Source organism: Rhizobium sp. C104, from assembly GCF_022354505.1.
Taxonomy (GTDB): domain Bacteria; phylum Pseudomonadota; class Alphaproteobacteria; order Rhizobiales; family Rhizobiaceae; genus Rhizobium; species Rhizobium redzepovicii.
In genome coordinates this window covers 139,013-162,996 of the sequence record NZ_CP092355.1, presented here as the reverse complement: position 1 = coordinate 162,996, position 23,984 = coordinate 139,013, and the positions used below count along the sequence as shown (strand labels likewise).

The 23,984-nt window shown below is 59.8% G+C and carries 19 protein-coding genes and 3 pseudogenes; 15 read left to right on the top strand and 7 right to left on the bottom strand.

The window, feature by feature from the left end; all coding sequences use genetic code 11:
- Positions 1-64 precede the first annotated feature (64 nt).
- The 4 genes from MF410_RS35350 (at position 65) to MF410_RS35335 (ending at position 4,233) form a co-directional block, all read left to right on the top strand.
- Complete coding sequence (locus MF410_RS35350) at positions 65-1,252, top strand: ABC transporter permease subunit (protein WP_239621471.1); 1,188 nt, start codon at positions 65-67, stop codon at positions 1,250-1,252.
- On the top strand, positions 1,252-2,727 hold the full coding sequence (locus MF410_RS35345) for an amino acid ABC transporter permease (protein WP_222149158.1): 1,476 nt from the start codon (positions 1,252-1,254) through the stop codon (positions 2,725-2,727). Before MF410_RS35350 ends, MF410_RS35345 begins: the two co-directional genes overlap by 1 nt.
- Positions 2,728-2,729: 2 nt before the next feature.
- Positions 2,730-3,497 (top strand): amino acid ABC transporter ATP-binding protein, encoded by a 768-nt coding sequence (locus tag MF410_RS35340; protein ID WP_222149159.1) that lies wholly within the window; start codon positions 2,730-2,732, stop codon positions 3,495-3,497.
- A 313-nt stretch (positions 3,498-3,810) separates the two neighbouring features.
- Complete coding sequence (locus MF410_RS35335) at positions 3,811-4,233, top strand: hypothetical protein (protein WP_239621469.1); 423 nt, start codon at positions 3,811-3,813, stop codon at positions 4,231-4,233.
- A 15-nt stretch (positions 4,234-4,248) separates the two neighbouring features.
- On the opposite strand, the gene MF410_RS35330 is transcribed toward MF410_RS35335, so the two are convergent.
- Positions 4,249-5,139, bottom strand: a complete 891-nt coding sequence (locus MF410_RS35330) for a LysR substrate-binding domain-containing protein (protein ID WP_222149161.1) — start codon at positions 5,137-5,139, stop codon at positions 4,249-4,251.
- Between the two features lie 98 nt (positions 5,140-5,237).
- Here MF410_RS35330 and MF410_RS35325 point away from each other — a divergent pair, with 98 nt between their 5' ends.
- From MF410_RS35325 to MF410_RS35305, 5 genes and pseudogenes are all read left to right on the top strand, one after another.
- On the top strand, positions 5,238-6,458 hold the full coding sequence (locus MF410_RS35325; protein WP_222149162.1) for a pyridoxal phosphate-dependent aminotransferase: 1,221 nt from the start codon (positions 5,238-5,240) through the stop codon (positions 6,456-6,458).
- 17 nt (positions 6,459-6,475) lie between these two features.
- A complete protein-coding gene (locus MF410_RS35320) occupies positions 6,476-7,261 on the top strand; it encodes an SDR family oxidoreductase (RefSeq protein ID WP_222149163.1) in 786 nt (261 codons plus the stop codon).
- Between the two features lie 27 nt (positions 7,262-7,288).
- Positions 7,289-7,996, top strand: coding sequence for a ribonuclease activity regulator RraA (locus MF410_RS35315; RefSeq protein ID WP_222149164.1), 708 nt, complete (start codon positions 7,289-7,291; stop codon positions 7,994-7,996).
- 737 nt (positions 7,997-8,733) lie between these two features.
- Complete coding sequence (locus tag MF410_RS35310) at positions 8,734-11,244, top strand: methyl-accepting chemotaxis protein (RefSeq protein WP_222149165.1); 2,511 nt, start codon at positions 8,734-8,736, stop codon at positions 11,242-11,244.
- A gap of 62 nt (positions 11,245-11,306) precedes the next feature.
- Positions 11,307-11,822, top strand: a pseudogene (locus MF410_RS35305) (IS30 family transposase); the annotation flags it as partial.
- Positions 11,823-12,052: 230 nt separating this feature from the next.
- Here MF410_RS35305 and MF410_RS35300 read toward each other — a convergent pair.
- Positions 12,053-12,316, bottom strand: coding sequence for a helix-turn-helix transcriptional regulator (locus MF410_RS35300; RefSeq protein WP_003555700.1), 264 nt, complete (start codon positions 12,314-12,316; stop codon positions 12,053-12,055).
- Positions 12,317-12,434: 118 nt separating this feature from the next.
- Here MF410_RS35300 and MF410_RS35295 point away from each other — a divergent pair, with 118 nt between their 5' ends.
- A complete protein-coding gene (locus MF410_RS35295) occupies positions 12,435-13,325 on the top strand; it encodes a LysR family transcriptional regulator (RefSeq protein ID WP_222135159.1) in 891 nt (296 codons plus the stop codon).
- A gap of 270 nt (positions 13,326-13,595) precedes the next feature.
- On the top strand, positions 13,596-14,516 hold the full coding sequence (locus tag MF410_RS35290; RefSeq protein WP_239621467.1) for a zincin-like metallopeptidase domain-containing protein: 921 nt from the start codon (positions 13,596-13,598) through the stop codon (positions 14,514-14,516).
- Positions 14,517-14,579: 63 nt separating this feature from the next.
- Here the strand turns inward: MF410_RS35290 and MF410_RS35285 are convergent, their stop codons facing one another.
- The 3 genes from MF410_RS35285 to MF410_RS35275 all read right to left on the bottom strand — a co-directional run bounded on the left by MF410_RS35285 (position 14,580) and on the right by MF410_RS35275 (position 16,910).
- Positions 14,580-14,825: a WGR domain-containing protein gene (locus tag MF410_RS35285; RefSeq protein ID WP_222148905.1), complete on the bottom strand. Its 246-nt coding sequence runs from the start codon at positions 14,823-14,825 to the stop codon at positions 14,580-14,582.
- A 91-nt stretch (positions 14,826-14,916) separates the two neighbouring features.
- Entirely contained in the window at positions 14,917-16,602 is a 1,686-nt protein-coding gene (locus MF410_RS35280; protein ID WP_239621465.1) for a type IV secretory system conjugative DNA transfer family protein, read from the bottom strand.
- Positions 16,599-16,910: a mobilization protein gene (locus MF410_RS35275; RefSeq protein WP_239621462.1), complete on the bottom strand. Its 312-nt coding sequence runs from the start codon at positions 16,908-16,910 to the stop codon at positions 16,599-16,601. The genes MF410_RS35280 and MF410_RS35275 overlap by 4 nt, the downstream gene beginning before the upstream one ends.
- A gap of 290 nt (positions 16,911-17,200) precedes the next feature.
- Here MF410_RS35275 and traA point away from each other — a divergent pair, with 290 nt between their 5' ends.
- From traA to MF410_RS35260, 3 genes are all read left to right on the top strand, one after another.
- Complete coding sequence (gene traA / locus MF410_RS35270) at positions 17,201-20,476, top strand: Ti-type conjugative transfer relaxase TraA (protein WP_239621460.1); 3,276 nt, start codon at positions 17,201-17,203, stop codon at positions 20,474-20,476.
- Positions 20,477-20,625: 149 nt separating this feature from the next.
- Positions 20,626-21,246, top strand: a complete 621-nt coding sequence (locus tag MF410_RS35265) for a type IV toxin-antitoxin system AbiEi family antitoxin domain-containing protein (protein WP_239621459.1) — start codon at positions 20,626-20,628, stop codon at positions 21,244-21,246.
- A complete protein-coding gene (locus MF410_RS35260) occupies positions 21,236-21,979 on the top strand; it encodes a nucleotidyl transferase AbiEii/AbiGii toxin family protein (RefSeq protein ID WP_345774750.1) in 744 nt (247 codons plus the stop codon). The genes MF410_RS35265 and MF410_RS35260 overlap by 11 nt, the downstream gene beginning before the upstream one ends.
- 213 nt (positions 21,980-22,192) lie before the next feature.
- On the opposite strand, the pseudogene MF410_RS35255 reads toward MF410_RS35260, so the two are convergent.
- A pseudogene (locus MF410_RS35255) lies at positions 22,193-22,357 on the bottom strand (type II toxin-antitoxin system RelE/ParE family toxin); the annotation flags it as partial.
- Between the two features lie 112 nt (positions 22,358-22,469).
- Positions 22,470-22,751: a type II toxin-antitoxin system Phd/YefM family antitoxin gene (locus MF410_RS35250; protein ID WP_131711309.1), complete on the bottom strand. Its 282-nt coding sequence runs from the start codon at positions 22,749-22,751 to the stop codon at positions 22,470-22,472.
- Positions 22,752-22,969: 218 nt separating this feature from the next.
- Here MF410_RS35250 and MF410_RS35245 point away from each other — a divergent pair.
- Positions 22,970-23,961: pseudogene (locus MF410_RS35245) on the top strand (LLM class flavin-dependent oxidoreductase).
- The last annotated feature ends 23 nt before the right edge of the window (positions 23,962-23,984 follow it).

The window sequence follows — 23,984 nt, the reverse complement described above, 5'->3', positions numbered from 1 at the left end:
GCGGCGGCCCTCTCTGGCCGCCGCATCGGGCCTGTCAGGTTTCCACTACGCACAGGTGAATCCAGTGACGTCCGTAAAAACGATTAGCCGCGGCAGCGACGGCGGGTTTTGGCGCAATCCCAAGCGCCGTGCCCAGGCCTTCCAGATCACACTCGGGTTGGCCTTGTTTCTTTTCGTCTGTGTCATCTCGGCCAATACCGCCGCGAACCTGGGAAAGCTGAACCAACAGCTCTCCTTCGGGTTTCTCGGCAGATCCGCGGGGTTCGAGATCTCCCAGACCCTGATTCCGTACAAAAGCGTTTCCACCTACGGGCGTGCATTGCTGGTGGGTCTGGCGAATACGGTTTTGGTCTCCGTTCTTGGTATCGTCGCGGCGACCGTCCTTGGCTTTGCAGTCGGGATCATGGGGCTCTCGAAGAACTGGATCGTGTCACGTGTGGCGGCTGCCTACATCGAGTTCTTTCGAAATATTCCGTTGCTCCTTCAGGTGTTCGTTTGGTACTCGGTCGTCATTGTCCAGACGCTTCCGTCCCCGCGTGAGGCTTGGACTGTCTTCGGCTATGCCTACATCTCCAACCGCGGGCTGATGATCCCGTCGCTTTCGGAAGCACCCGACAAAGGCGCTGTCATCTGGCTCCTGGCGGCAATCGCCCTGGCGTGGGTTGCGATCCTGATCATCTCGCGGCTGGTTTACGCGGACGAGGGTGCGAAAACGAAAACGGGATTGCGCCTGTCCCTCCTCTTTCTCGCCATCGGAGCGCTGCTTGTCTTGGTCATGGGTCGACCATTCGAACTGGAGGCGCCGACGAAAACGGCATTCAGCTTCTCCGGCGGCATTACCATCATTCCCGAACTGATCGCTTTGCTGTTCGCTCTCTCGGTATACATGGCGACCTACATCGCCGAAGCGGTGCGCGCAGGCGTCATGGCCGTCAACCGGGGACAGGTGGAGGCGGCCGCCGCACTCGGGCTTGGCCCCCTCAGGACGACGAAGCTTATCGTCGTCCCACAGGCAATGCGCATCATCATTCCACCGTTGAGCACTACCTACCTCGGTCTTATCAAGAATTCCTCGCTCGCGGTCGCCATAGGTTATCCGGACCTCGTTGCAACCGGGGGCACGATCCTCAACCAGACGGGAAAAGCCATTGAAATTGTTACAATCTGGATGGTTGTCTATCTATCGTTGAGCCTCGCAACCTCGCTGCTGATGAACTGGTTCAACGCAAACTCCAAACTGGTGGAACGCTGATGGCCGCCTTTGTCAGAACCGAAGACAGTCCATGTTTGCCGCCTCCGCCCAGCGCTTCCGGTATCTGGGGCTGGCTTCGGCTCAATCTCTTCGCAGGACCTGGCCAGACCGTCTTGACGCTGTTGTTCGGAGCGACTGTGCTGTGGTTTGCCTGGACCGTGCTGAAATTCGCGGTCCTCGCGGGCATCTGGGACGGCGTTGATCGTAACGCTTGTCTTGCCAGCCCGACGGGTGCTTGCTGGCCTTTGGTGAGGGAAAAAATCGGCCAGTGGATATACGGCTTTTACCCGATCGATCAGCGCTGGCGGGCAAACGTCTGTTTCGCGCTCCTCGTCGCGGTGGGCATACCCATGCTCGTCCCGGCGTTGCCGTTCAAGCGCGTAAACGCTTTGCTTTTGGTGACGGCCCTCCCGCTGAGTGTGGTGATCCTCCTTTCCGGAGGCAACCTCGCGTTCGGACCGGGGTCCTATATCACCGTCGCAGTCTGCCTGTTGTTGATGACCGTGGCTGTGCCATTAGCGTCAACCGGGATAGAAGAAGTCCTGAGAACAAATCGGCTCTGTGTACTTGCCACCGGGATCGCGCTGGCTGCTGGCCTATGTTCCGCCGTATTGGCAGCAGTTTCGACGATGCCTGTGCTCGGTTCCGTTTCGGGCCTGATCGCGGTGTGCGTGACGGTTGCCGCGAGCCTCATCTCCATTGGGGCGTTGGCGATGCGACGCCAGATGAGTTCGGGCCAGGGGTTCGCCCTGGTTGCGGTGTCGGCGTCGGTGTTCGCCGGCATGGCGGCATTGGATTACGACTTCGGGCTTTCGACCGTAGACACTGCCCAGTGGGGCGGACTTCTCGTTACGCTCATCGTCGCCGTTGTTGGGATCATAACGTCGCTGCCGTTGGGGATTGTGTTGGCGCTCGGCAGGCAGTCAAGCATGCCTTTCGTGAGGACGCTTTCGGTCGGCTTCATCGAAATCGTGCGCGGAGTTCCACTGATAACCGTGCTGTTCATGTCGAGCGTGATGCTGCCGCTTTTCCTTCCGCCGGGCATGTCGTTCGACAAGCTCCTCCGCGCGCTGATCGGAGTAGCGCTTTTCTCGTCGGCCTACATGGCGGAGGTTGTTCGCGGTGGCATCCAGGCGATCGATCGAGGACAGTACGAGGGGGCAACCGCCCTTGGTCTTCGGTACTGGCCCATGATGATAAAAATAATCCTGCCCCAGGCTCTCAAAATCTCCATCCCGAACATCGTCAGCAACTTCATCAGTCTCTTCAAAGACACGACGCTGGTGCTGATCATCGGGGTCTTCGACCTGCTTGGGATCGTACAGACCACGTTGCGGGATCCGAAATGGGCCACTCCGACATCCGCTGCGACAGGCTATCTCGCGGTGGCGCTAATGTATTGGGTGTTCTGCTTCGGCATGTCCCGCTATGCGAAGTATACCGAAAGAAGATTGCACAGGGGGCACAAGCGGTGACTATGGCGGAACCAAAACAAGCGGCGCTCGACGGCGCATCCGATGTCGCAGTGGAAATCGTCAACATGAACAAGTGGTACGGCGATTTCCACGTGCTGCGCGACATCAACCTGAAGGTCATGCGCGGCGAGCGCATCGTCATTGCCGGCCCGTCGGGTTCGGGCAAGTCGACGATGATCCGCTGCATCAACCGACTGGAAGAGCATCAGAAGGGCCAGATCATCGTCGACGGCACCGAGCTCACCAACGATCTGAAGAAGATCGACGAGGTGCGTCGCGAAGTCGGCATGGTGTTCCAGCACTTCAACCTCTTCCCGCACCTGACGATCCTCGAAAACTGCACATTAGCGCCGGTCTGGGTCCGCAAGATGCCGAAGAAGCAGGCGGAAGAGGTCGCCATGCACTTCCTCAAGCGCGTCAAGATCCCCGAGCAGGCCAACAAATATCCGGGCCAGCTTTCCGGCGGCCAGCAGCAGCGTGTGGCGATCGCCCGGTCGCTGTGCATGAGCCCCAAGATCATGCTGTTCGACGAGCCGACTTCGGCGCTCGATCCCGAGATGATCAAGGAAGTGCTCGACACCATGGTGGGCCTTGCCGAGGAAGGCATGACCATGCTCTGCGTCACCCACGAAATGGGATTTGCCCGCCAGGTAGCGCACCGCGTTATCTTCATGGACCAGGGCCGGATCGTCGAGCAGAATTCGCCGGCCGAATTCTTCGACAATCCGCAGCACGAGCGCACCCGGCTCTTTTTGAAGCAGATACTGTAGGCCGCGCCAGTTTCCATGAAAAGCGTTCTCATCCTTCAGCATGTGGACCGGGACTCTCCCGGCAAGTATCTCGAGTCCTTCGCGAGGGACGGCTTCGTGCCAACCACGGTTCGGCTGTGGGCGGGCGAAGAGGTTCCCCACCTTGCGTCCCATGATCTCATGTTCGTGCTTGGGGGGCCGCAGGATGTGTGGGAAGAGGATAAATATCCATGGCTGCGCATGGAAAAACAGGCGATCAAGGAATGGGTCGCAGAACGGGCAAAACCATACTTCGGCGTTTGCCTCGGTCACCAACTCCTGGCAGACTCGCTAGGTGGGAAGGTCGGCCTTTCGGACGTCGGCGAGCACGGAGTTCTTCAATATCGATATCCCGCACAATCCCAACCCGTTGGTGGCGGGGCTTTCCGAACGTCACAAGGTCGTCCAATGGCATATGGCCGAAGTCTCCGACGCGCCACCCGGCGCACAAATTCTCGGCAGTTCGGAAGTTTCGCCCATACAGGTCCTCGCCGTCGGCGAACACGCATTGTCGACGCAGTTTCATTCGGAGTGCGGCGCGCAATCGCTAATGGCGTGGACGCAAACCCCCGGCTACATCGACCTCTTCGAGGCCCACAAAGGAAAGGGCTCCTACGAGAAATTCCTCCGGCAGGCATACTCCGCCATGAGCGAAATCAACACGACAAGCGAACGCCTCTACGACAACCTGGTCTCTGCAACGAAACTCGTCGCCTGAACCCACTCCGTCGACTCAAAGCCGCAACGTGAGCTCTTTCGCCTTTGCGGCCTTGCAGGCTTCCTGCGAAAAGGCCTCGACCAGCCTGTCCTTCGATGAAAGCTGCCTGTAGATGACCCCGACATTTCGAGTCGGAGCCCCGTCGACGGCGATCTTCCGTAACTGAAGTCCCTCAGGCCAGGGTGGCAGCCAATCCGGGATCAGCGATACCCCGAGCCCGCGGCCCACAAGGACCACAATGGCCTCCAGGGAGTCGAGTTCGTAGCGATCCAGGAGAGAAAGTTTCTCCCGCCGAAGATAGCTTTCGACGGTGCGTCCGCCCCAATGCTTGCGATCGTAGCGAATGAACGGAGCCTGCCGCAAGATGGTCAGGACATCCGTCTCCTGTTCCGTCGAACTCGTGAGAACGATCAACCGGTCGCGCCGAAGTTCCCGCCAGACGTGCTCTTTGGATATGGCAAAAGGGGGTTCCACCAGGATTGCCGCGTCGAGCGTACCGTCCAGCACTTTCTGATAGAGATCAACAGACTGACCAGGTTGTACCTCGACCAGGATTCCGGGACGTGTCTCCTTCATAGCGGTCAGTATTTCCGGCAGAAGCCCCGTGATCATCGAATGAATGACGCCGACCCGTATCGTTCCCACCTCCTCGTTGCGGGTGGCGATCGCCTTTAGGCTCTCCGTTCCTTCGATCAGCTTGCGGGCCATTTCGAGTATCGCTACCCCCGCCTCGGTCGGCCGCGTCGAGTGTCCTGATCGTCGAAGCAGCACCGCCCCGACATCGGCCTCCAAAGCCCTGATCCGCTGAACTACGGCCGACGGGGTCAACGACTCCATTCGAGCGGCGGCAGCAACCGACGTCAGCTCGACGACATTGAGGAACGTCTTAAGGAACCGGGTCTCCAAATTAAGAATTCCTGTGTTTCAAAATCACGAAAACACATATTTTCTAATGTCGGAGTTAATGTCAATCTCTCCTCGATCTTTCGACCTAGGGGAATACGATGACTCTCCAATTCAACCGTGAAAGCCTTTCCGCAAGGCTGAAGACGGTAAAACCTTCGCCAACGATCGCAATCACCAGGCTTGCCGCAGAGCTGCGTCGAAACGGAAAGAACATCGTTCCGCTTTCACAGGGGGAGCCCGACTTCGATACGCCTGACCATATAAAAATCGCCGCCAAAAACGCCATCGACAACGGCGAAACGAAATACACCGACGTCGACGGTACACCAGCTCTCAAGCGTGCGATCGTCGACAAGTTCAAGAACGAAAACGGGCTTGATTATGAGGTGGCCAACATTTCGGTCGGCACGGGAGGCAAGCAGGTCATTTTCAACGCTTTCTCGGCAACTCTCGACCAGGGTGACGAGGTTATCATTCCGGCCCCGTATTGGGTATCGTATCCCGATATGGTGTTGCTCACGGGCGGTGTTCCGGTGACGGTCTCGTGCGGCGAAAAATCCGGATTCAAACTTACGGCCGAGGCGCTCGAGGGCGCGATCACGCCGCGCACAAAATGGCTGGTTCTCAATTCGCCCAGCAACCCGACAGGAGCGGGTTACTCCGCCGCGGAGCTGAAGGCTATCGCCGAGGTTCTGCTTCGTCATCATCGGGTTCTGGTGATGACCGATGATATGTACGAGCATATCCGTTACGATGGCTGGGAATTCCAGACGATTGCGGCCGTCGAGCCCCGGCTGCGCGAACGGGTGCTGACCTGTAACGGCGTGTCAAAGGCTTACGCGATGACCGGATGGCGCATCGGCTACGCAGGCGGTCCGGTTGACTTGATCAGGGCCATGGCGACCATCCAGTCCCAAAGCACGACAAACCCGAGTTCGGTGTCGCAAGCCGCCGCTGTGGCGGCACTCACAGGTCCGCTTGACTTCCTGACCGAACGCAATGCGGTCTTTCAAGAACGTCGCGATCTCTGCCTCGCCGCTTTCAACGGCATCGATGGTTTGAGCTGCAAGACGCCCGATGGTGCCTTTTACCTTTTTCCATCGTGCGCTGGCGTTATCGGCAAGCAGATGCCGAATGCTAAGGTGCTTGAGACCGACGTCGATTTCGCGACGTACCTCCTGGAGTCCGTCGGCGTTGCCGTCGTGCCGGGTTCGGCTTTTGGCCTCGGGCCGTATTTTCGAATTTCCTTTGCGACATCGACGGATCGACTTCGTGATGCCTGCGAGAGGATCGCAGACGCATGCGCGTCGCTCAAGTAAATAGCGAGGAATGAGCAATGGATTTGGGAATTGCAGGTAAGTGCGCACTGGTCCTGGGCGCTGGCGGAGGCCTGGGCGGCGCGATCGCCGAAGCGTTGGCTGGTGAGGGCGCGAAGGTCGTTGTTGCGGACATCGATCTGGATGCCGCCGAACAGACGGCTACGTCGATCACCTCCAAGGGTGGCGAAGCCTTTTCGATCAAGTGGGACATCAGCGATCTCTCCGTGATCGACCAGAACGTCTCTCTCATCGAGAGTCGCTTCGGCAACGTGTCAATCTTGATCAACAACACGGGTGGCCCGCCGCCGACCCCGGTTTCGGGTCAGGCACCTGAGCAGTGGTCGAAATTCTTCCAGTCGATGGTCCTCTCGGTAATCGCGCTGACGGACCGCGTTCTCCCCGGAATGAAGTCATCGGGCTGGGGGCGCATCATCACGTCTACATCTTCGGGGGTCGTGTCGCCGATCCCGAACCTTGGGCTTTCCAATGCGTTGCGCAGCACGCTTGTCGGCTGGTCAAAGACGCTGGCTAAGGAAGTCGGCGGCGCAGGCATTACCGCCAATATCGTATTGCCAGGCCGCATAGCAACTCCGCGGATCACCTTCCTCGATGAGCAAAAGGCGAAGCGGGAAGGACGTTCAGTCGAGGACGTTGCTGCCGAAAGCACCGCGACCATCCCGGTGGGACGCTACGGCAAGCCGAAAGAATACGGAGACACGGTAGCCTTCCTGGCGAGCGACCGCGCCTCTTTCATCACCGGAAGCATCGTCCGCATCGACGGCGGCATGATTGCCAGTATTTGATAACGAAAAAAACGAGAGGTAATGCCAATGGCAACCGATTCAGAAATCAAATCCACGCTCGCGACAGTCACCACCGCTACGCTCACGACTATCCTCTTAAAGAAGGGCTTGCGCAATGTCTGGATGCGTGGAGCCATGCCCATCAAGCCGGGTCAGGGTCGCATCGTCGGCCGTGCGTTCACTCTTCGCTTTGTCCCGGCCCGCGAAGACCTAGCTACCCCGGAATCCTGGTCTTCCCCGAGGTCCACCCGCGCCGCTATCGAAGCGATGCCGGAAGGATGCATCGCGGTTGTCGACGCCATGGGCATCAAGGATGCCGGCATTTTTGGCGACATCCTCTGCGCGCGTATGGCTAAGCGGAACGTGGCGGCGCTCGTTACGGACGGCGTGGTACGCGATCTCGACGGCGTACTCGGTACGAACTTTCCTGTTTGGTGCTCTGGCGCGGCCGCTCCTCCGTCCGTGGCTGGCCTGACGTTTGTTGACTGGGACCAGCCCGTTGGTTGCGGCGGCGTAGCCGTGTTCCCTAACGACGTTATCGTCATCGACAACGACGGTGCCGTTGTCATCCCGGCTGCCATGATCGACGACATTCTCGACGCTGCTACCGAGCAGGAGCGTCTCGAAGGCTGGATTATGCAGGAAGTCAACAAGGGTGCGGCGTTGCCGGGGCTATACCCCGCGAATGCGGAAAACAAGGCGCGCTACGAAGAGTGGAAGAAGAACAACGCCTAATAAACGATCGTAGAGACGCCAGGGTCGGTGCTCGGCTCTGGCGCTTCTGAAAACATCAGGAAGGGTCGCAGAATGGAAATCCTGCTAATCGGTGTGGCCGTCACCGCCTTCTTTTGCTTCGCTATGTCGATGCAACTTTGTTGAACTACCGACGCCGAAACTGACGTCACGTCGAGGGCAGCGTTCTAGCCACTAGATATGTTGCGTTTGACGAGAACGCTTATCCGACTGCTGTCGTTTCGTACTTGCTCGAGAGCTGCGAACGTTCCGAGAAGTCGGTTCGTATTGCTGGCGTTGACTCGGGGGTGCCGGGAGCTTCATCAAGCTATTGGTGCACCTGCCAGATGGGTCCTGACCGTGGCGAGGGCCTGGGGAACGACATTATTCCTTAACGTCACTCGCTTCCAATATTGAAACGAATATTTCACCATTGGCGGGATATGAAATGTTTATTCCACTGATGCGTCATGCGTACGGCAGGGATTATGTGCAGAGCCGGTTCGAGGGGACCGGTATCTTCACCCGAGATTGATTGTTCTTCTTCAAGCCATTTCCTTCCGACGGATCTACGAATTTCTGAAGGTCGATAGGAAGGAGGGCGAGCAGCCGCTGGTTACGAGCAAACCTGTGTGGCTGCCGCCTCAGGCGGAAGGAGGGTTTTCACTCGAAGGGAGGCGACCTGCAACAGCCCCTGCGCCAAGCGCCGAAACGAGACGCTGTGAGCCGAGGAGGGAGTCATGTTGGGAAGACTGTTGTCACGTGTTCGCATCCAGACGCAGGTGATGGTATTCATCGTTCCGTTCGTCTTCAGCATCATGGCCGTGGGCGCGACCGGTTTTTATGCGTCAAGCCTGCTTCAGGGGCGGATGGATATTTCCAATTCCGTCCTGCAGTCCTTAAGCGGATTTCGGGATTTGTCGGCCGCGATGGGCGAGTTCCTCGCCAATGCCACGCAAGAAAACCGGGATGTCGTCGCCCGCAAACTCGCCGATCAGCGCGTTCTTCTGAAATCCGGCATCGACAAGCTCGCCGCGGATCGCAGCGGTCAGCAGGAACTGGAGCAAGCGCTGTCTTCCATCGATGGAATTTCGGCTCGCATGGATACACTGTGGCAGCTTCAGGAAACTCGGTCGGCGCTCCTTACCGATCTCCAGAAGGCGCAGAGCGTCGTCGTGTCGTCCCAGACGGATATCGTTGAAGGCTCCAAGGTTCTCCAGCGGGCCGCCGACATGCAGGAAGATGAAGCCCGCAATACACTGGGCGATGCACAGCGCATTTCAGACTTCGCCTCCTTCGCCCAATCGTTAAACGACAAGGTTCAAGCCGCCGACCCTATCAGCGGCCCCGATATGGAGGAACTCGCCCGGCAGCAGCGCATCGTGGGAATGGCCCTTGGCGGCGAGGCACCGGAAGCCAAAAAGGCGATTGACGATGCCATTGCTTCGTTGAAGCCGCTTGTCGAAGCCTCCGGCCAGACCGAGGAGCATGCAGCCGGTCTCAGGAATGCGACGAGCCATATCGTCGGCAGGCTGCCCGAATTGCAGGAGGTCGCCGCACGGCGCGTGAAGGCGGTAACGGATAAGGCGGCCGAGACCGCCAAAACGGTCGAGCGCGCCAAAACCAGCCAGAGAGACGGCCAGAAACTCACGACCTCGGCTTACGTGATTCAGATCATAATGGCGAAACTTACCTTGGCGCCAACGGACGCCAATCTCCAGCGGCTTTCGCAGGAAATCACGGCCGTCAGGAAGGGTCTGGACACGCTGATTTCCAATGCCGGCGGTGTCACCCAATTCGATAATCTCAAAGCCAAGCTTCCGCCGGCGCTGGACAAGATGCAGAAGGCTGCCACCGACCTCGTTCGCATCAGCGCCCAGCGCCAGGACGAATTCCGTTTGGCCGCGGCCGACGTGGACCGGATGTGGTCTCAGCTGACGGCCTTCGCCGAAATGCAGCGGCAGAATGCGGCTGACGAACGCACGGACGCCAATTCGATGTCTCTGGGAACGACGATCCTTGGCGTGGTAATCGCAATCCTCGCAGGCGTCGGGCTGACCGTTACGCTCAAGGGGCCGATCAATCAGATCACTTCGGCTATGAGGCGCCTGGCGGACGGCAAACTCGAAACATCTATCGTCGGTGACAGCCGAGCCGATGAAATCGGCGATATGGCCCGCGCGCTGGGCGTGTTCAAGAATAATGCCATCGCCAAGATCCAGATCGAGGAGCGCAGCGAGGTCGAGCGATCGAAGGCCGAGGAGGAACGGCATCGCAGTGATGAAGAAAAACGCACGGTCGAAGAGCAGATAGACTTCGCGGTTACGGCGCTGGCGGAAGGTCTCGGACGTCTGGCACGGGGCGACATTTCTCAGACGATCGCAACCCCCTTCTTCGGTCGATTGGAGCAGCTTCGCAACGATTTCAACTCGTCGCTCCTCCGGCTGCAGGAAACGATCGACCAGATCCGCACCAACACCCGGATGATCGAAGGGAACGCCGGTCAGATGGATCTTGCCGCGAGCGATCTTGCAAAGCGCACCGAGCAACAGGCCGTCGCACTCGAAGAGATAGCCGCAGCCATCGAAGAGATCACCACCACGGTTCGTTCGTCTGCGGCCTGCGCCGATGATGCCCACCAGATCATCACGGACACCAAACAGGTGGCCGATTCCTCGTCCCAGGTCGTTGCAAGCGCCATCGACGCGATGAGCAAGATTGAAGCGGCATCCGACGAGATCGTTCAAATCATCGGCGTCATCGATGAAATCGCGTTCCAAACAAACCTGCTTGCCCTGAACGCCGGCATCGAAGCGGCCCGCGCCGGCGAGGCCGGAAAAGGCTTTGCGGTCGTGGCCCAGGAAGTGCGCGATTTGGCTCAACGCTCCGCGGAGGCCGGCCAAAGGATCAAACAGCTCATCGGACGTTCGCAGACAGAGATTACCAACGGAGCGCGAGTCGTCCGCGAGACGAGCGAAGTCCTTGAAAGCATCTCGGCAAAGGTGGTCACCGCATCTGAGCAGATGGACGTCATCGCTCGCTCGAGCAGAGAGCAGTACAACGCGCTCCACGAAGTGAATTCTTCCGTCAACCGGATGGATCAGATGACGCAGCAGAATGCGGCCATGGTCGAAGAAACCAGCGCAGCGACGAAGGAACTCGCAGACGAGACGAGGATACTCCTCCAGTTGATCGATCAGTTCCAGCTGCGCGAGACGAGTGCCCCGCGGCGGACGACGGCAGTGGCATAGGTTGGCATTCCGGCGCTCTTGTTCCATAAATCTGCTTACGCCGCTGAGACTTGCCGCTCGACTACAGAATCTCCCAACGACCTGATTTTATTGATGATCGATCACAGTTCGGGCATTGGGAGGGCGATCTCCTGATCTTCCGGCGTGAACTCGGAGAGACCAACGTCACCTCTCTCGTCGAGCGCAAGAGCCGCTATACGGTGATGATCAAGAACCGCAGCCGTCACTCGCGACCGATCATGGACAAGATCATCCATGCCTTCTCACCATTGCCGTCTTTTGCACGCCGAAGCTTCACCTTTGATCGCGGCACGGAGTTCTCCGCTTTCAGGGCTTTGGAAGATGGGATCGGCGCCAGGAGCTGGTTCTGCGATCCCAATTCGCCTTGGCAGAAAGGCGCTGTCGAGAACACCAACAAGCGCATTCGACGCTTCATGCCTGGCGATACGGATCTGTCCAACGTCGCTCAGAAGCAACTTGTCGACCTCGCCCATCACCTGAATTCGCTGCCAAGAAAGTGCTTGGGCTACAAAACACCGGCCGAGGTCTTCATGGCGCATTTGCGTGAATGCGGCTGATCCCCTACCCTTCAAACGCCCATGTTGCACTTGGTGTAGATTCTCCATACTGTTTGGTTCTATTCCCAGCAGAGTCGAGCTTAAACACCATATCGGACAGCACAGACCAATCAGAGTGCTCATTTGCACTGCGATTTCCGATAGCGATTGAAGCGCGAAAGAACCTGCCGCCTGACATTGTGACGATCCCTCAGATCAAATCGGAGCCAAGGCTTTTCCTGCACGGATGATCAAGCCTTTGGCTTTCGCCCCGCCTTCATTGGTTCTGGCTTGCCTTCGGACGGTAACGGTTCAGAGAAAAACTCCGAGATATCAATCGAGAGCGCGATTGCAAGTCGATCCATAAGATCAATGGAGGCATTGTGCTTGCCTCTCTCCAAATCGCTGATAACGGTTCGGTCCACCTGCGCGTCCACAGCGAGGTTCTCCTGTGTGACTTTCCGCGAGACCCTGAGATTTCGCAGGTTCCAAGCTATGCGAGCGCGAGTGTCCATATCTCATGGCCACCATCTTGCATTGCGTTAATCCATCGGATATATCCGACATATTACCATTGTTGTCGTAGTTGATCGTCGAATGATGCGATGAAGGGCTTCAAGAGGAGACGTGCAAATGGAACTACGCCAGCTCTCCTACTTCGTCGCGGTGGCCGAGGAACTGCATTTCGGCCGGGCGGCCGCCAAGGTGCGCATCGCCCAGCCGGCGCTCAGCAATCATGTGCAGGCGCTGGAGCGCGAACTTGGCTGCGCGCTGTTCATCCGCTCGACCAGGCGGGTGGAACTCACCAGGGCAGGGGAGATCTTCCACGAGCGCTGCGTCGGGATCCTGAGCGAGGTCGATCTGTCCGCCGAGATCACCAGGGCGGTGGCCGGCAAGACGATAAGGCAGATCAGGATCGGCACCGTCTATCCGGCGACCACCGGCGTGCTGCCGGCGTTTCTTTCAAAGATCGCCCGCAAGTACCCGGATATCCGCATCCATATATCAAGCGGCAATACCGGCGACATCATCCGCGGCCTGGAAAACGGCCAGATCAATCTGGGCTTCATCCGGCCGGTGGAAAACATCGGCTCGTTGCGCTTCTCCTCGATCGCCCATGAACGGTATCTCTTGGCGGTCGCCAGGACAAACCCACTGGCGGAGCAGACGGAGATCGCCATCGACGACCTGCGCTCGGAAAAGATCATCGCCTTCAACCGCAAGAACCTCTCCTACACCGAGCGGTACTTCAATGAGAAGTTCGAGGAATACGATCTGACCGGCAACATCGCCTATAGCTGCGACGACACCTATTCACTGGTGTCGCTGGTCTCGGCCGGCCTTGGCATCGGCTTTGCGCCGGAATGGACCGAGGGCCTGCCGAACCGGGCCTTCGAGCTCAAGGCGGTCAGGGGCATCGACTTCAGGATCGGGCTTGGTGTTGCCTGGAACAAGGAGGATCCAACCGCCTCGCGCGATGACATCGTCGATATCGCGAGGTCTCTGGCACGGCCGGGCAGGTGAGGCGAGTTGCGCCGCAGCTCATTTGTGACGTGAGCGACATGACGCCGCCTCGCGGGGTTTGCCATGTCCGCCTCCGTCTGAACCTCCCCCTTGATTGCGGCCATCGCGTCCTGCCCCGGCTTTTGGTCCTGCCAGGCTCGCGCCGCCGGCAACGGCTTTGCCGTCCTCCACTTCGTTGCGGCCCTGCGGGTGCAGGCAGCGCTTGCAGCCCGGCTTTCGGACCGCCGTAGCAGGTCGCGATGGCCGCGACCTCGAAACGGAGGTTCCAACATGAGCAGCCAGCAATCCAATCAACGATCCGATATCTACAGCCGCATCACCAACACGATCATCGCCGATCTCAAACAGGGCGTGCGGCCATGGACCAGACCCTGGACGACGGGACATGCAACGGCCGAGATCAGCCGGCCACTGCGCCACAACGGCCAACCCTACGCCGGGATCAACGTCCTGCTGCTCTGGTCGGAAGCCATCTCCCGTGGCTTTGCCTCATCACGCTGGATGACGTTTCGCCAGGCAATCGAGCTCGGCGGCGCCGTTCGCAAGGGCGAAACCGGCACGACCGTGGTCTTCGCCAGTTCGTTCATCCGCACCGAGACGACCGAGACGGGGACCGAGATCGAACAGGACATTCCATTCCTCAAAGCCTACATGGTGTTCAATACCGATCAGATCGCCGGTCTTGATGGCCGCTTTGACGACGGCGCACCTTGCCAGGATCCGATGAGCCGCATCGGCGATGCCGGCCGCTTCCTTGCCAATACCGGGGCGCTGATCCGCCACGGAGGATCGGCTGCCTATTATGCCGCTCAGCGTGATTACATCCAGATGCCATGCCCAGATGCCTTCCGGGACGATGCTTCCTATGTCGCCGTCCTCAGCCACGAGATCACGCATTGGACCGGCGCACCGCAAAGGCTTGATCGCGATCTCAGCCGCTACGCCAAAGATAGGAGCGATCGTGCCCGCGAGGAACTGATTGCCGAACTCGGCAGCGCGTTTCTCTGCGCCGATCTCGGCATTGTCCCAGAGCTCGAACCACGCCCCGACCACGCATGCTATCTCGATGGCTGGCTGAAGGTTCTGGGCAACGACAAGCGTGCCATCTTCTCGGCGGCAGCACATGCCCAGCGCGCGCTCGACTTCCTGCATTCCCTGCAGCCGGAACTCGACGAGGAGGAGGCGGCGTGAGCCGTCTCTTCCTTCACTCAACTGTCTCTTCCTTCACTCAGGCATAAGAGACGCGGATGCGGATCACCGTAGGACCCGATAGCCTCGCGACCGCTTCCTGCGCAATAGGGTGAGCAGGAGATCGACGGCTTTTGCCTCGCTGTCGAAGATATTGATCTTCTGCTGCCCGCGGCTGCCGATGCGTCCCCAGCTGCGCACCAGCGATGTCCCGCCGAAGAGGTTCGGCTCGATCGACAGCGCATAAAAGCGGGCCATGTTCTTCGATGGGTCGATGCGTTCGATGTAGAGACGATAGGGCTGAACTGTCATGCGGGCAGAATCGCAAAGACCAGATGCCCGCGTCCAACGACATTTGTGAATCGATCCGGCTGGATCGATTCACGTTGGTGATGTCGCCTCGTCAGATCTGTGATGCAGTGAACAATCCGACGAATTCCGGATCGGAATAATAGCGCAGCTTTGTCGCGACGATGGGCCGCTGGCCGGCGATGAACAGCAGCTCGGTCTCGGCATGCATGTTGCGGACTTCGTCTGGCGTCAGAAGTGGTCGGGCGACATGCTGCTCGGCGAAGGAGAGGCCGGTCCTTTCCGCATCGAGGGCGCGCGCCGCGGTGTTGAACACTACGGTCTCCTGGCCAAGCAGATCGGATACCAGACGGGCGCTGTCGTGATCATTGACGCCGAACACTTGCAGCACGCCGGCGTTGGACAGAAACGTGCCGGCACGCTGGCCATAGGTGGCGCGCAGCTGATGAATGTCCTGGATGATCGGCCAGAGTTGCACACCGTAACCTGCCATCAATCCCATGGCCCGTTCGATCGGCGCCAGATGACCAAGGGCGGTAAACTCGTCGAGCAGATAGAGAACCGGTGGCGCAGATGAATGCGGCGAGGGTAGGGTTCGCGCCATCTCGGTCAGGCTTTGGGCCACCAGCAAACGCAGCCAACGCGAGTAGGCCGCAAGCCTGTCTGGCGGCAAGACCAGGAACACGGTCGCCTTGTCTGCCTTGAGGTCAGCGAACCGAAAGTCCGAGCACCCCAACACCCCGGTCATGCGCGGACTGTCGAGGAAATGCGTGTGTCGTTGGGCCGCCGAAAGCACTCCGCTGGCCTCACGGTCCGACTTGCCGAGGTGGCGATTGGCAGCCCGCGCAATCAGTCCGTTGACCGCGTCACTTGCCTGCATCTCGTCCAGCACGGCGCGGAACGCTTCCGGCGCCAGCGTCAGCAAATGCCTGAGGGTGGTCAGCGTGCGCCTGTCGTCTGGCTGGCTGGCGATCACATGCAGCAGCAAACCTGATATCAGTGCCTTTGCTTCCTCGTTCCAATGCGCATCACCTGACAAGCCCGGTTCGTCGAACACGAGTGCGTCGGCAAGTGTCGTTGTATCCTCGGCGACATCGACGCTGTCTGGATCAACGCCGTCGATCGGATTGAAGGCAGCCGAAGGTCTGCCGGTGATGCCGAATGGATCGACGATATGAACCGGCCCGAACGTCTCGCGTGCATCACCGGCGATGATCGCATTCTCGCCTTTCGGATCGATGCAGATGATCGAGCGGTCGGCGGTCAGAAGGTTCGGGATGATGGTGCCGACACCCTTGCCGCTGCGCGTCGGTGCCATGGTCAGAAGATGAGCCGGCCCGTCATATCGCAGCAAGCCGACCGGAGACCTTGCGCACGGCCGATCAGCAATCCACCTGTCTGCCTTTGTCAAAGGCGCAATCTCTCTTCGGCCGGCAAAGCGCGCAGACCCGTGCGTGTCGTCGCTGACAGTCCCAAAATGCGTGATCAACGGAACCGACAACAATCGAATGAGCAGCACGATGGCAAATGCCATCACCACCCAGTCGCCGACATGCCAGACGATGTCACCTCTGCTACCGCCGAGGATCACGCGTCTGAGGTAGTCGATCCCGAAGTAGACGGTGAACACGACAAGCAAATAGCCGACCGCACCCATGACAAACGACTTGGCATATCGCAGCGGAAACGTGATCAGGGCGACGATCGCCCAGAGCGGATCGCGGGACGCCAGGCGCATCATGTTTGCGAAGGCAGTCTTGATCTGGTTGGCATGGATCATGATGCCGCACTCCCGTTGCCGATATTGCCGAGAGACGGGTCGTGCGGCCGTGGTTCGAGCAGATCGTCGAACAGATCCCGATCGCCATCGCGGGTGAGGAATTTTGGCAGTTCGGATCTGAGCCAGGCTGCCAGTCCTCCGCCGATCTGCACATCGCGATCATTCTCCAGCCGGTGCAGCACCAGTGCGCCGATCAACACCTTGCGGCGTGTGTCGATGGCACGTTCCTGCTTGCTGAGCCGGATCTGCAATGTCTTTCGCTGCGCCTCCAGCTGCGCCAGTCGTTCGCCGATGGTTTTGCGCGCCATGATGATCTTCTTCCTTGCTCCTCGTTCAGCCATTGGCCGCGGCGATGAACGGATGATCGCAGCCGCTGGCGGGCCTGAAACGAGGTTGTCTGCGAAGAGCGGCGCTTCGAAACCCGCAAATCTGCGCGTGGAAGCGACCGGGTGAACGGCTTACGAGGTCATCGGGAGATTGCCGCGTGCTCCCACCAGTGCCCGAAGGAGCCAAGCGACGAAGGCACAAGGGCGCACTTACGAGTTGCTGGCGCAACTCAAAGCGCGGGCCGGCGGACCGCTAACCGAGGGGACATGTGATGGCGATCTATCACTTCAGCATGAAGCCGATCGCCCGCAGCGGTGGCCGCAGCGCTGTGGCGTCCGCCGCCTATCGCGCCGCCGTGAGACTGACCAACGAGCGCGATGGGCTGACGCATGATTTTAGCAACAGGACAGGTGTCGAGCATGCCGAGATCGTCTTGCCGGCTCGTTCTTCTGCCTATTGGGCGATGAAGCGATCTGCCTTGTGGAATGCCGCCGAGCGTGCCGAGAAGCGAAGTGACGCCCGGATTGGCCGGGAATTCGAAGTCGCCCTGCCGCACGAACTGACGCCGGATCAACGCCTGGTGCTGACGCAGGCGTTCGCGCTCTATCTCGCCAATCGCTATGGTGCTGCCGTCGACTTCGCGATCCATCGGCCAGGCGAGGGAAGCGACATCAGAAACAGCCATGCGCATTTGATGATGACGACGCGCCAGCTGACAGAAGCCGGTCTTGGCGACAAGACCTTGCTTGAGCGGGAGAACAGGTGGCTTCTCGCCAACCACCTGCCGCCATCGCAGCTGCAGCTGAAGGAACTGCGCCAGGCTTGGGAGCATCTGGCCAACTCTCACCTTGAGAGGGCCGGCCTCGATATCCGTATCGACAACCGTTCGCATCTGGAAGCCGGGATCACGATCGAGCCGACCGAACATGTCGGTGTGCATGCGACCGAGATCAATCGGCAGGGTGGGGCAGTCTCGCGCGCGCGCATCTCACCGCAATCGGCCGAGCGAAATGCCGAGACCATCCGCAGGCGCCCGGATGAGATCCTGAAGCTGATTACCAACGAGAAGAGCGTCTTCAACCGCTATGACATTGCCAGGGCTCTGCATCGTTATATCAACGACGATCCGCAGACCTTCCAGAATGCTTTTGCCGCGGTCATGGCGTCGAAGGCTCTGGTCGAGCTCAAACCCGACAGTTCAAGCCTTCGCGGCCGTGACGGGGAGGCGCGCTATTCGACGGTCGAGATGGTGGCGATCGAGGGCGCGATCGCAACAGCCGCCGTGGCGATGAAGGCGCGCCAAAACCACGGTGTGGCGAAGCGCAATGTCGATGCTGCGATCGCCGCTCAGGACAGATCGATCCAGGCGGGGAACCCTTCCCCGGGGCAGGGGCTGTCGGCGGAACAACGCCAGGCGATCGAGCATGTCACGGGTCCAGCTCAGATCGCCGTGGTGATCGGCTTTGCCGGTGCCGGCAAGAGCACGATGCTGGCGGCTGCCCGCCACGCCTGGGAAGCGCAGGGCTATCGTGTTCATGGTGCGGCTTTGGCCGGCAAGGCGGCGGAAGGCCTGGAGCAATCGTCCGGGATCGCAAGCCGCACATTGGCGTCGTGGGAATACAGCTGGCAGGCTGATCGCGGACGGCTCAACGCTCGTGACGTCTTCGTCATCGACGAAGGCGGAATGGTCGGCAGCCGTCAGCTCGCCCGCTTCGTCGACGAGGTCAAACGGGCCGGCGCCAAGCTCGTGCTGGTCGGCGACCATGAACAGCTTCAGGCGATCGGGGCAGGCGCGCCGTTCCGGGCGATCGCCGAAGCCGTCGGCCATGCGCAGCTGTCGGAAGTTCGACGGCAAAGAACCGATTGGCAGAAGCAGGCCTCGATCGACTTCGCCTCGCATCGGACCGCAGCCGGACTGTCGGCCTACGAGGCACGGGGAAGCCTTCATCTGAAGACGGATCGCGCTGAATGCCTGAAGGCGATCATTGCCGATTACGTCGCTGACCGATCGGCAAATCCCAACGACACGCGCATTGCGATGGCCCATCGACGCGACGACGTGCGCGCCATCAATGCCGGCATTCGTGCTCGGTTGCAGGATCGCGGCGAGTTGGCAAAGGGCAGCAACCCGGCTGGTGATAAGGGTGAGGAACTCACCTACCAGACCAACAATGGGAAGCGATCCTTTGCGCGTGGCGACCGCATCGTCTTCCTGGAGAATGATCGTGATCTCGCCGTCAAGAATGGCATGCTGGGCGAGGTCATCGCCGTCGCGCCGGACGCAATAGACGTCCGGCTTGACGGCAAGGCGCAGACGCAAGATGGCCAGCGCCACGTGACTATCCCGGTCAACAGTTACCAGGCCTTCGATCACGGCTACGCAACGACGATCCACAAGACGCAAGGCGCTACCGTCGACCGGAGTTTTGTTCTGGCGTCGACGACGATGGACCGGCATCTGACCTATGTGGCGATGACCCGTCACCGCGAGGCGGTCCAGCTCTATGCGGGGCTCGATGCGTTCAAGACAGTGCGCTCGCTGACAGAGACACTGAGCCGATCAGGCGTGAAGGAGACGACGCTCGACTATACGCATGACCTTGCCAATCGGCGCGGCGTGGAGGATCGCCGGGGGCAGGGCGAGAGTGATGTCGCATCTCAGGAAATCAGCAAAGGGATACAGCGCATTCCGGACACGGCGGTTGCCAAGCCAGTGGAGAAACCGCAGCCGCTTGCAGCCCGCACCATCGCCGATAACAGTCCTGCACACCAAGATCTCGGCGACCATGAACGCCGCGTGCTCATTGCGGCCGTGAAGACCTATGCGATGAGCGTCGAAGAGGTTGGACGGTCAAAGGCGATGCCGGCATTCGAACGAGATTGGGACGCGGCAAAGCAGCTTGCGCCGCAGGTGTTCAAGGACGCGCCAGCGACCATGGGAGCCTTGCGCGGCCGGATCCTGGATGAGAATGCAGATCCGGTCGCGCTCGCCTGCCAACTCAGCACTTCGCCCGAGACGATCGGTGCGCTCGCCGGCAAGACCGGCCTGTTCGGAGACAACGCCGAACGCAAACACGCGCTTTCCCGGATCGATGCGCTGGCGTCGCATGTTCGCCAATCCGGCAAGACCTGGCAGCGTCGCCTCGCTGCCGAATGCGGCTCGGAACGCTGGAAGCGGGAAAAGCAGGACGTGGTCGAGGTTCTGGGCCCGAGCCGCCGGAGCGAGGCGCTGCTGCGCCAGCTCGACGATCTCCCCTATAGCGACAAGGCAAAGTTCGTCGAGCAACTGGCGGGGACACCGGAAGGGCGTCGAGCGCTTGCCGAGGCAAAGGACATCGTCAGCGCGATCGAAACGCGCTTCGGTCGCGCCGATCCCTCAGATCTCGCCGACCAGCTGAAGCGTGTGGGACCCGATCAGGATGGTGACGTCGAGCGTATCCGCGAGGTTGCTCGCCTTGCCGGTCGTAGTCATCGTGCCGAGCTCACGCAGCAGATGGAGCTGAAACGCTCGCTGAAGCGCGGCAAGTCCTTGGGGCTTGGGATGTAGAGTTCCATCACCGACTTGCGGCCTTTTTTGATTTCTGGCAGGCGGACGAAAAGGGGGCGCCGCTTTGTCGAAATGGGGATTTCCGAGCAAGCGGCCTTGTGATAAAACCTCTGCTATATATTCGATGAATAGAGGAATCGTCACAGGCGATGATATTCACTACCGCCCAGAGACTTCGAGCGCTCGACCTCCTGAAAGCGCGGGGGATGCTCCGGCTGAAGGATTTCGTTGCCGAAGGCATTGGACCGGAGACGCTCGCCCGTCTCGTTCGGGAGGAGGCAGTAGTCCGCCCGGCACGAGGCCTGTATCAACTCCCGGACACTCAGGCTGAGGCGGCCCATGCACTCGCTGAAGCGGCTGTTCTGGTTCCAAAGGGCGTGGTCTGCTTGACCTCGGCCCTCCAATACCACGAACTGACGCTGCAGATGCCCTCGGCTGTGTGGATGGCGATCGACCGCACTGCCTGGCGCCCCAAGTTCGATTATCCGCCTATCAAGTTCGTACGCTTCAAGGGGTCCGCTCTCACCGAGGGCGTCGAACGGCATCGCATCGAGGGCGTCGAGGTGCCGATCACAAATCCGGCGCGTTCGATCGTCGATTGCTTCCGCTATCGGGCGAAAGTCGGCCTCGACGTTGCGATGGAGGGGCTGCGCGAAGGGCTCCGCCGGCGCAAGACCACAAGCGACGACCTTTGGACATATGCGAAAGAGGCCAGGATCTGGTCGATCATGCGACCCTATGTCGAAGCGACGGTGGCCGATGGCGCGTGAACTCAAGAAAAACGTCGGGGCATCGGTGCGCGCCCGGCTGCTGGATCGGTCTCGCGCAGAGCGTACGGACTTTCAGATCCTACTGACGCGCTACGCGCTCGAAAGACTCCTGTACCGGCTGAGCCTATCGGAGCATCGCGACCGCTTTATCCTCAAGGGCGCGATGCTGTTCGTAACCTGGGTCGCCGACCCGTTTCGGCCGACGCGGGACCTCGATCTGCTGGGCTACGGCGAAAACAGCCCGAAGGCCATCGCCGAAACTTTCCATGCCATTTGCACGCAGCCGGTCGACGATGATGGCGTGGTCTTCGACGTGAATGCACTCGAAGCCGCGCCGATCCGTGAGGAAGTCGAATATGGTGGCGTTCGTGTCCGTACCACTGCGATCATCGGAGGCGCGCGCATTCCCATTCAGGTGGATGTAGGTTTCGGTGACGCCGTCACGCCTGGACCGGTCGACATAGAATATCCGTCGCTGCTCGATGCGCCGGTGCCGCGTCTGCGGGCCTATCCGGTCGCGACCGTGGTCGCCGAGAAATTCGAGGCGCTGGTAACGCTCGGCATGGCAAATAGCCGCCTGAAGGATTTCTATGATCTCTGGCTGATTGCCGAGACGTTCGAGCTGGAGCGGTCCACCCTCGCTGAGGCGGTGCGCCAGACCTTTGCGAGACGAGGGACGGGTATTCCGATGGAGAGACCAACGGGTCTCAGCGAAGCCTATGCTGAGGCCTAGGATCGGCAATGGCGGGCGTTCCTTGGTCGCGAACGGATGGCGGCCGCACCACCTGCCTTGGGCACGGTGGTTGCTGATCTCGGACGCTTCCTATTGCCGCTGACGCAGCCTGTGGAAGGGGAATGGCGCTGGAAGCCTTGTGAGGGCTGGATTCATCCCAAGTAGAGCAACTTGGATATCCAAAGCGCTGAAATACGATATTCCGGACGTCAAGAGGAGCCTTCGCTCGAGAAAGCTTTGCATCTCGCGCCGTCCGTCTACGACGCAGTAGCCGACGACATCGGTGCCCATAATGCGATAGATCATGCGCTACGGCTTATGGTGTAGTTCCCGATATTCGGAAATTCCGATCCCCGCAAACTCCTTCGGAATATTTCCGCCGGCGCATGCTCTCGATTTCAGTCAGGAAGTGGCCCTGGCGTCTCCGTGCCGTCGCGCTGGCGATGAAGCGATAGCGATCCTCAATCTCGGCGAAATGACACGAGATGCCTCAAGGCTGGCTGTCAGCCAGACGATTTCGGATGCACGCGAAGGATTCCGCAGCGGGGCGCAGTTTGCCCTCCTCGACCTGCCGGCTGGTGAGCGCCAGCACCTTCAGGAACGCCAGTGTTTCCTGTGTTTCTTCGTATTGGCCGATGTCCTGAAGGATGGCTTTCGCTTCTCCGTGAAGCGTAATGACGATCGGTTGCGGATTGTCCTTCAGCTGCCGAACGATCTTGGGCGCATGCGCCTTGAGATAGCTGATCGGCCTGACCTGTTCTGACAGCTTCATGCGGTTACTCCCTTTCGACCAGAACATAGACCATCAAGTGGCAATTGAAGGAAGCATTGCGCTGTCGGTGAGATGGTCCTGGCAGGCGAATTTCCATCTTATGTGCCGCCGTTTTTTTTCACGCAACCGCTGCGAAAGAGAATGCCATTTCTTATAATGAAGTTTGTCTACTGATTTTATAGATTAAGCTTTGCAACCAGCGAGCGGATCGTGATCTCATGACCTATCTCCTCAGCCTTCTCGACAAAAGCCCGATTGAACAGGGTTTCACCGCTGCGGATGCGTTGCGAGCAACGGTCAAGATTGCCGCCCGCGCAGAGGAACTCGGTTATCACCGCTTCTGGGTGGCCGAGCATCACAACATGTCCAATCTGGCGAGTTCCGCGCCGGAGGCGCTGATCGCCTATCTTCTTGCCAGGACCTCGAAGATCCGCATCGGCTCCGGCGGCGTCATGTTGCAGCACTACAGCGCCTATAAGGTTGCCGAGACGTTCAATCTTCTGGCATCGCTTGCACCCGGCCGTGTCGATCTCGGTGTCGGCAAGGCGCCGGGCGGATTTCCGCTGTCGACGCGCGCCCTACAGCTCGCCGTCGATCCGTCCAGGAAGCCGGATTTTGCAAGCCAGCTTTCCGATCTCAACACCTATCTCGCCGCCGATCCGAATTATGACGGTGCGCAGGCGACCCCTTTCCCCCGACGGCGCCCGATCGCTTCTTGCTCGGGGCCAGCGTCGAAAGCGCCGAACTGGCGGCCGAGAAGGGCTGGGAACTGGTCTTTGCCGGGCACCTGAACGGCGATCCTGACAATCTGCGCAGAACCTTCGAGACCTATGAGCGGGCATCCGGCGGCAAGCGGCCGATCCTGGCGCTCGCAGCCTTTGCCGCCGAAAGCGAGGACTACGCCCGCGAGAGGATCGGCCATCTGCGCATCGTCAAGGTATTCCTGCCGAACGGCCAGACCGTCAATGTCGGCAGCGAGGAGCAGGCGGCTGAATTTGCCCGCCAGGCTGGCGTCACCGATTACCGCATCGAGGAGAAGGTGCCGAGCGTGCTGCACGGCACGGCAAAGCAGATCCGCAAGGAATTGGACGAGCTTCACCGCCGCTACGGCGTCAAGGAATTCGTGCTCGACACGCCGGCGCTTTCGGTTGCCGAGCGCCTGGCCTCCATCGAGCTGCTCGCCGAAGAGCGGCTTTCCCTCGTCGCCTGACCGTTTTGAAGGAGATCGATCCC

Coding starts and splice junctions, on each gene's coding strand:
- MF410_RS35345 (WP_222149158.1), top strand. CDS start 1,252: ATGGCCGCCTTTGTCAGAACCGAAGACAGTCCATGTTTGCCGCCTCCG.
- MF410_RS35340 (WP_222149159.1), top strand. CDS start 2,730: ATGGCGGAACCAAAACAAGCGGCGCTCGACGGCGCATCCGATGTCGCA.
- MF410_RS35325 (WP_222149162.1), top strand. CDS start 5,238: ATGACTCTCCAATTCAACCGTGAAAGCCTTTCCGCAAGGCTGAAGACG.
- MF410_RS35320 (WP_222149163.1), top strand. CDS start 6,476: ATGGATTTGGGAATTGCAGGTAAGTGCGCACTGGTCCTGGGCGCTGGC.
- MF410_RS35315 (WP_222149164.1), top strand. CDS start 7,289: ATGGCAACCGATTCAGAAATCAAATCCACGCTCGCGACAGTCACCACC.
- MF410_RS35310 (WP_222149165.1), top strand. CDS start 8,734: ATGTTGGGAAGACTGTTGTCACGTGTTCGCATCCAGACGCAGGTGATG.
- MF410_RS35300 (WP_003555700.1), bottom strand. CDS start 12,316: ATGGACACTCGCGCTCGCATAGCTTGGAACCTGCGAAATCTCAGGGTC.
- MF410_RS35295 (WP_222135159.1), top strand. CDS start 12,435: ATGGAACTACGCCAGCTCTCCTACTTCGTCGCGGTGGCCGAGGAACTG.
- MF410_RS35290 (WP_239621467.1), top strand. CDS start 13,596: ATGAGCAGCCAGCAATCCAATCAACGATCCGATATCTACAGCCGCATC.
- MF410_RS35285 (WP_222148905.1), bottom strand. CDS start 14,825: ATGACAGTTCAGCCCTATCGTCTCTACATCGAACGCATCGACCCATCG.
- MF410_RS35280 (WP_239621465.1), bottom strand. CDS start 16,602: ATGATCCATGCCAACCAGATCAAGACTGCCTTCGCAAACATGATGCGC.
- MF410_RS35275 (WP_239621462.1), bottom strand. CDS start 16,910: ATGGCGCGCAAAACCATCGGCGAACGACTGGCGCAGCTGGAGGCGCAG.
- traA (WP_239621460.1), top strand. CDS start 17,201: ATGGCGATCTATCACTTCAGCATGAAGCCGATCGCCCGCAGCGGTGGC.
- MF410_RS35265 (WP_239621459.1), top strand. CDS start 20,626: ATGATATTCACTACCGCCCAGAGACTTCGAGCGCTCGACCTCCTGAAA.
- MF410_RS35260 (WP_345774750.1), top strand. CDS start 21,236: ATGGCGCGTGAACTCAAGAAAAACGTCGGGGCATCGGTGCGCGCCCGG.
- MF410_RS35250 (WP_131711309.1), bottom strand. CDS start 22,751: ATGAAGCTGTCAGAACAGGTCAGGCCGATCAGCTATCTCAAGGCGCAT.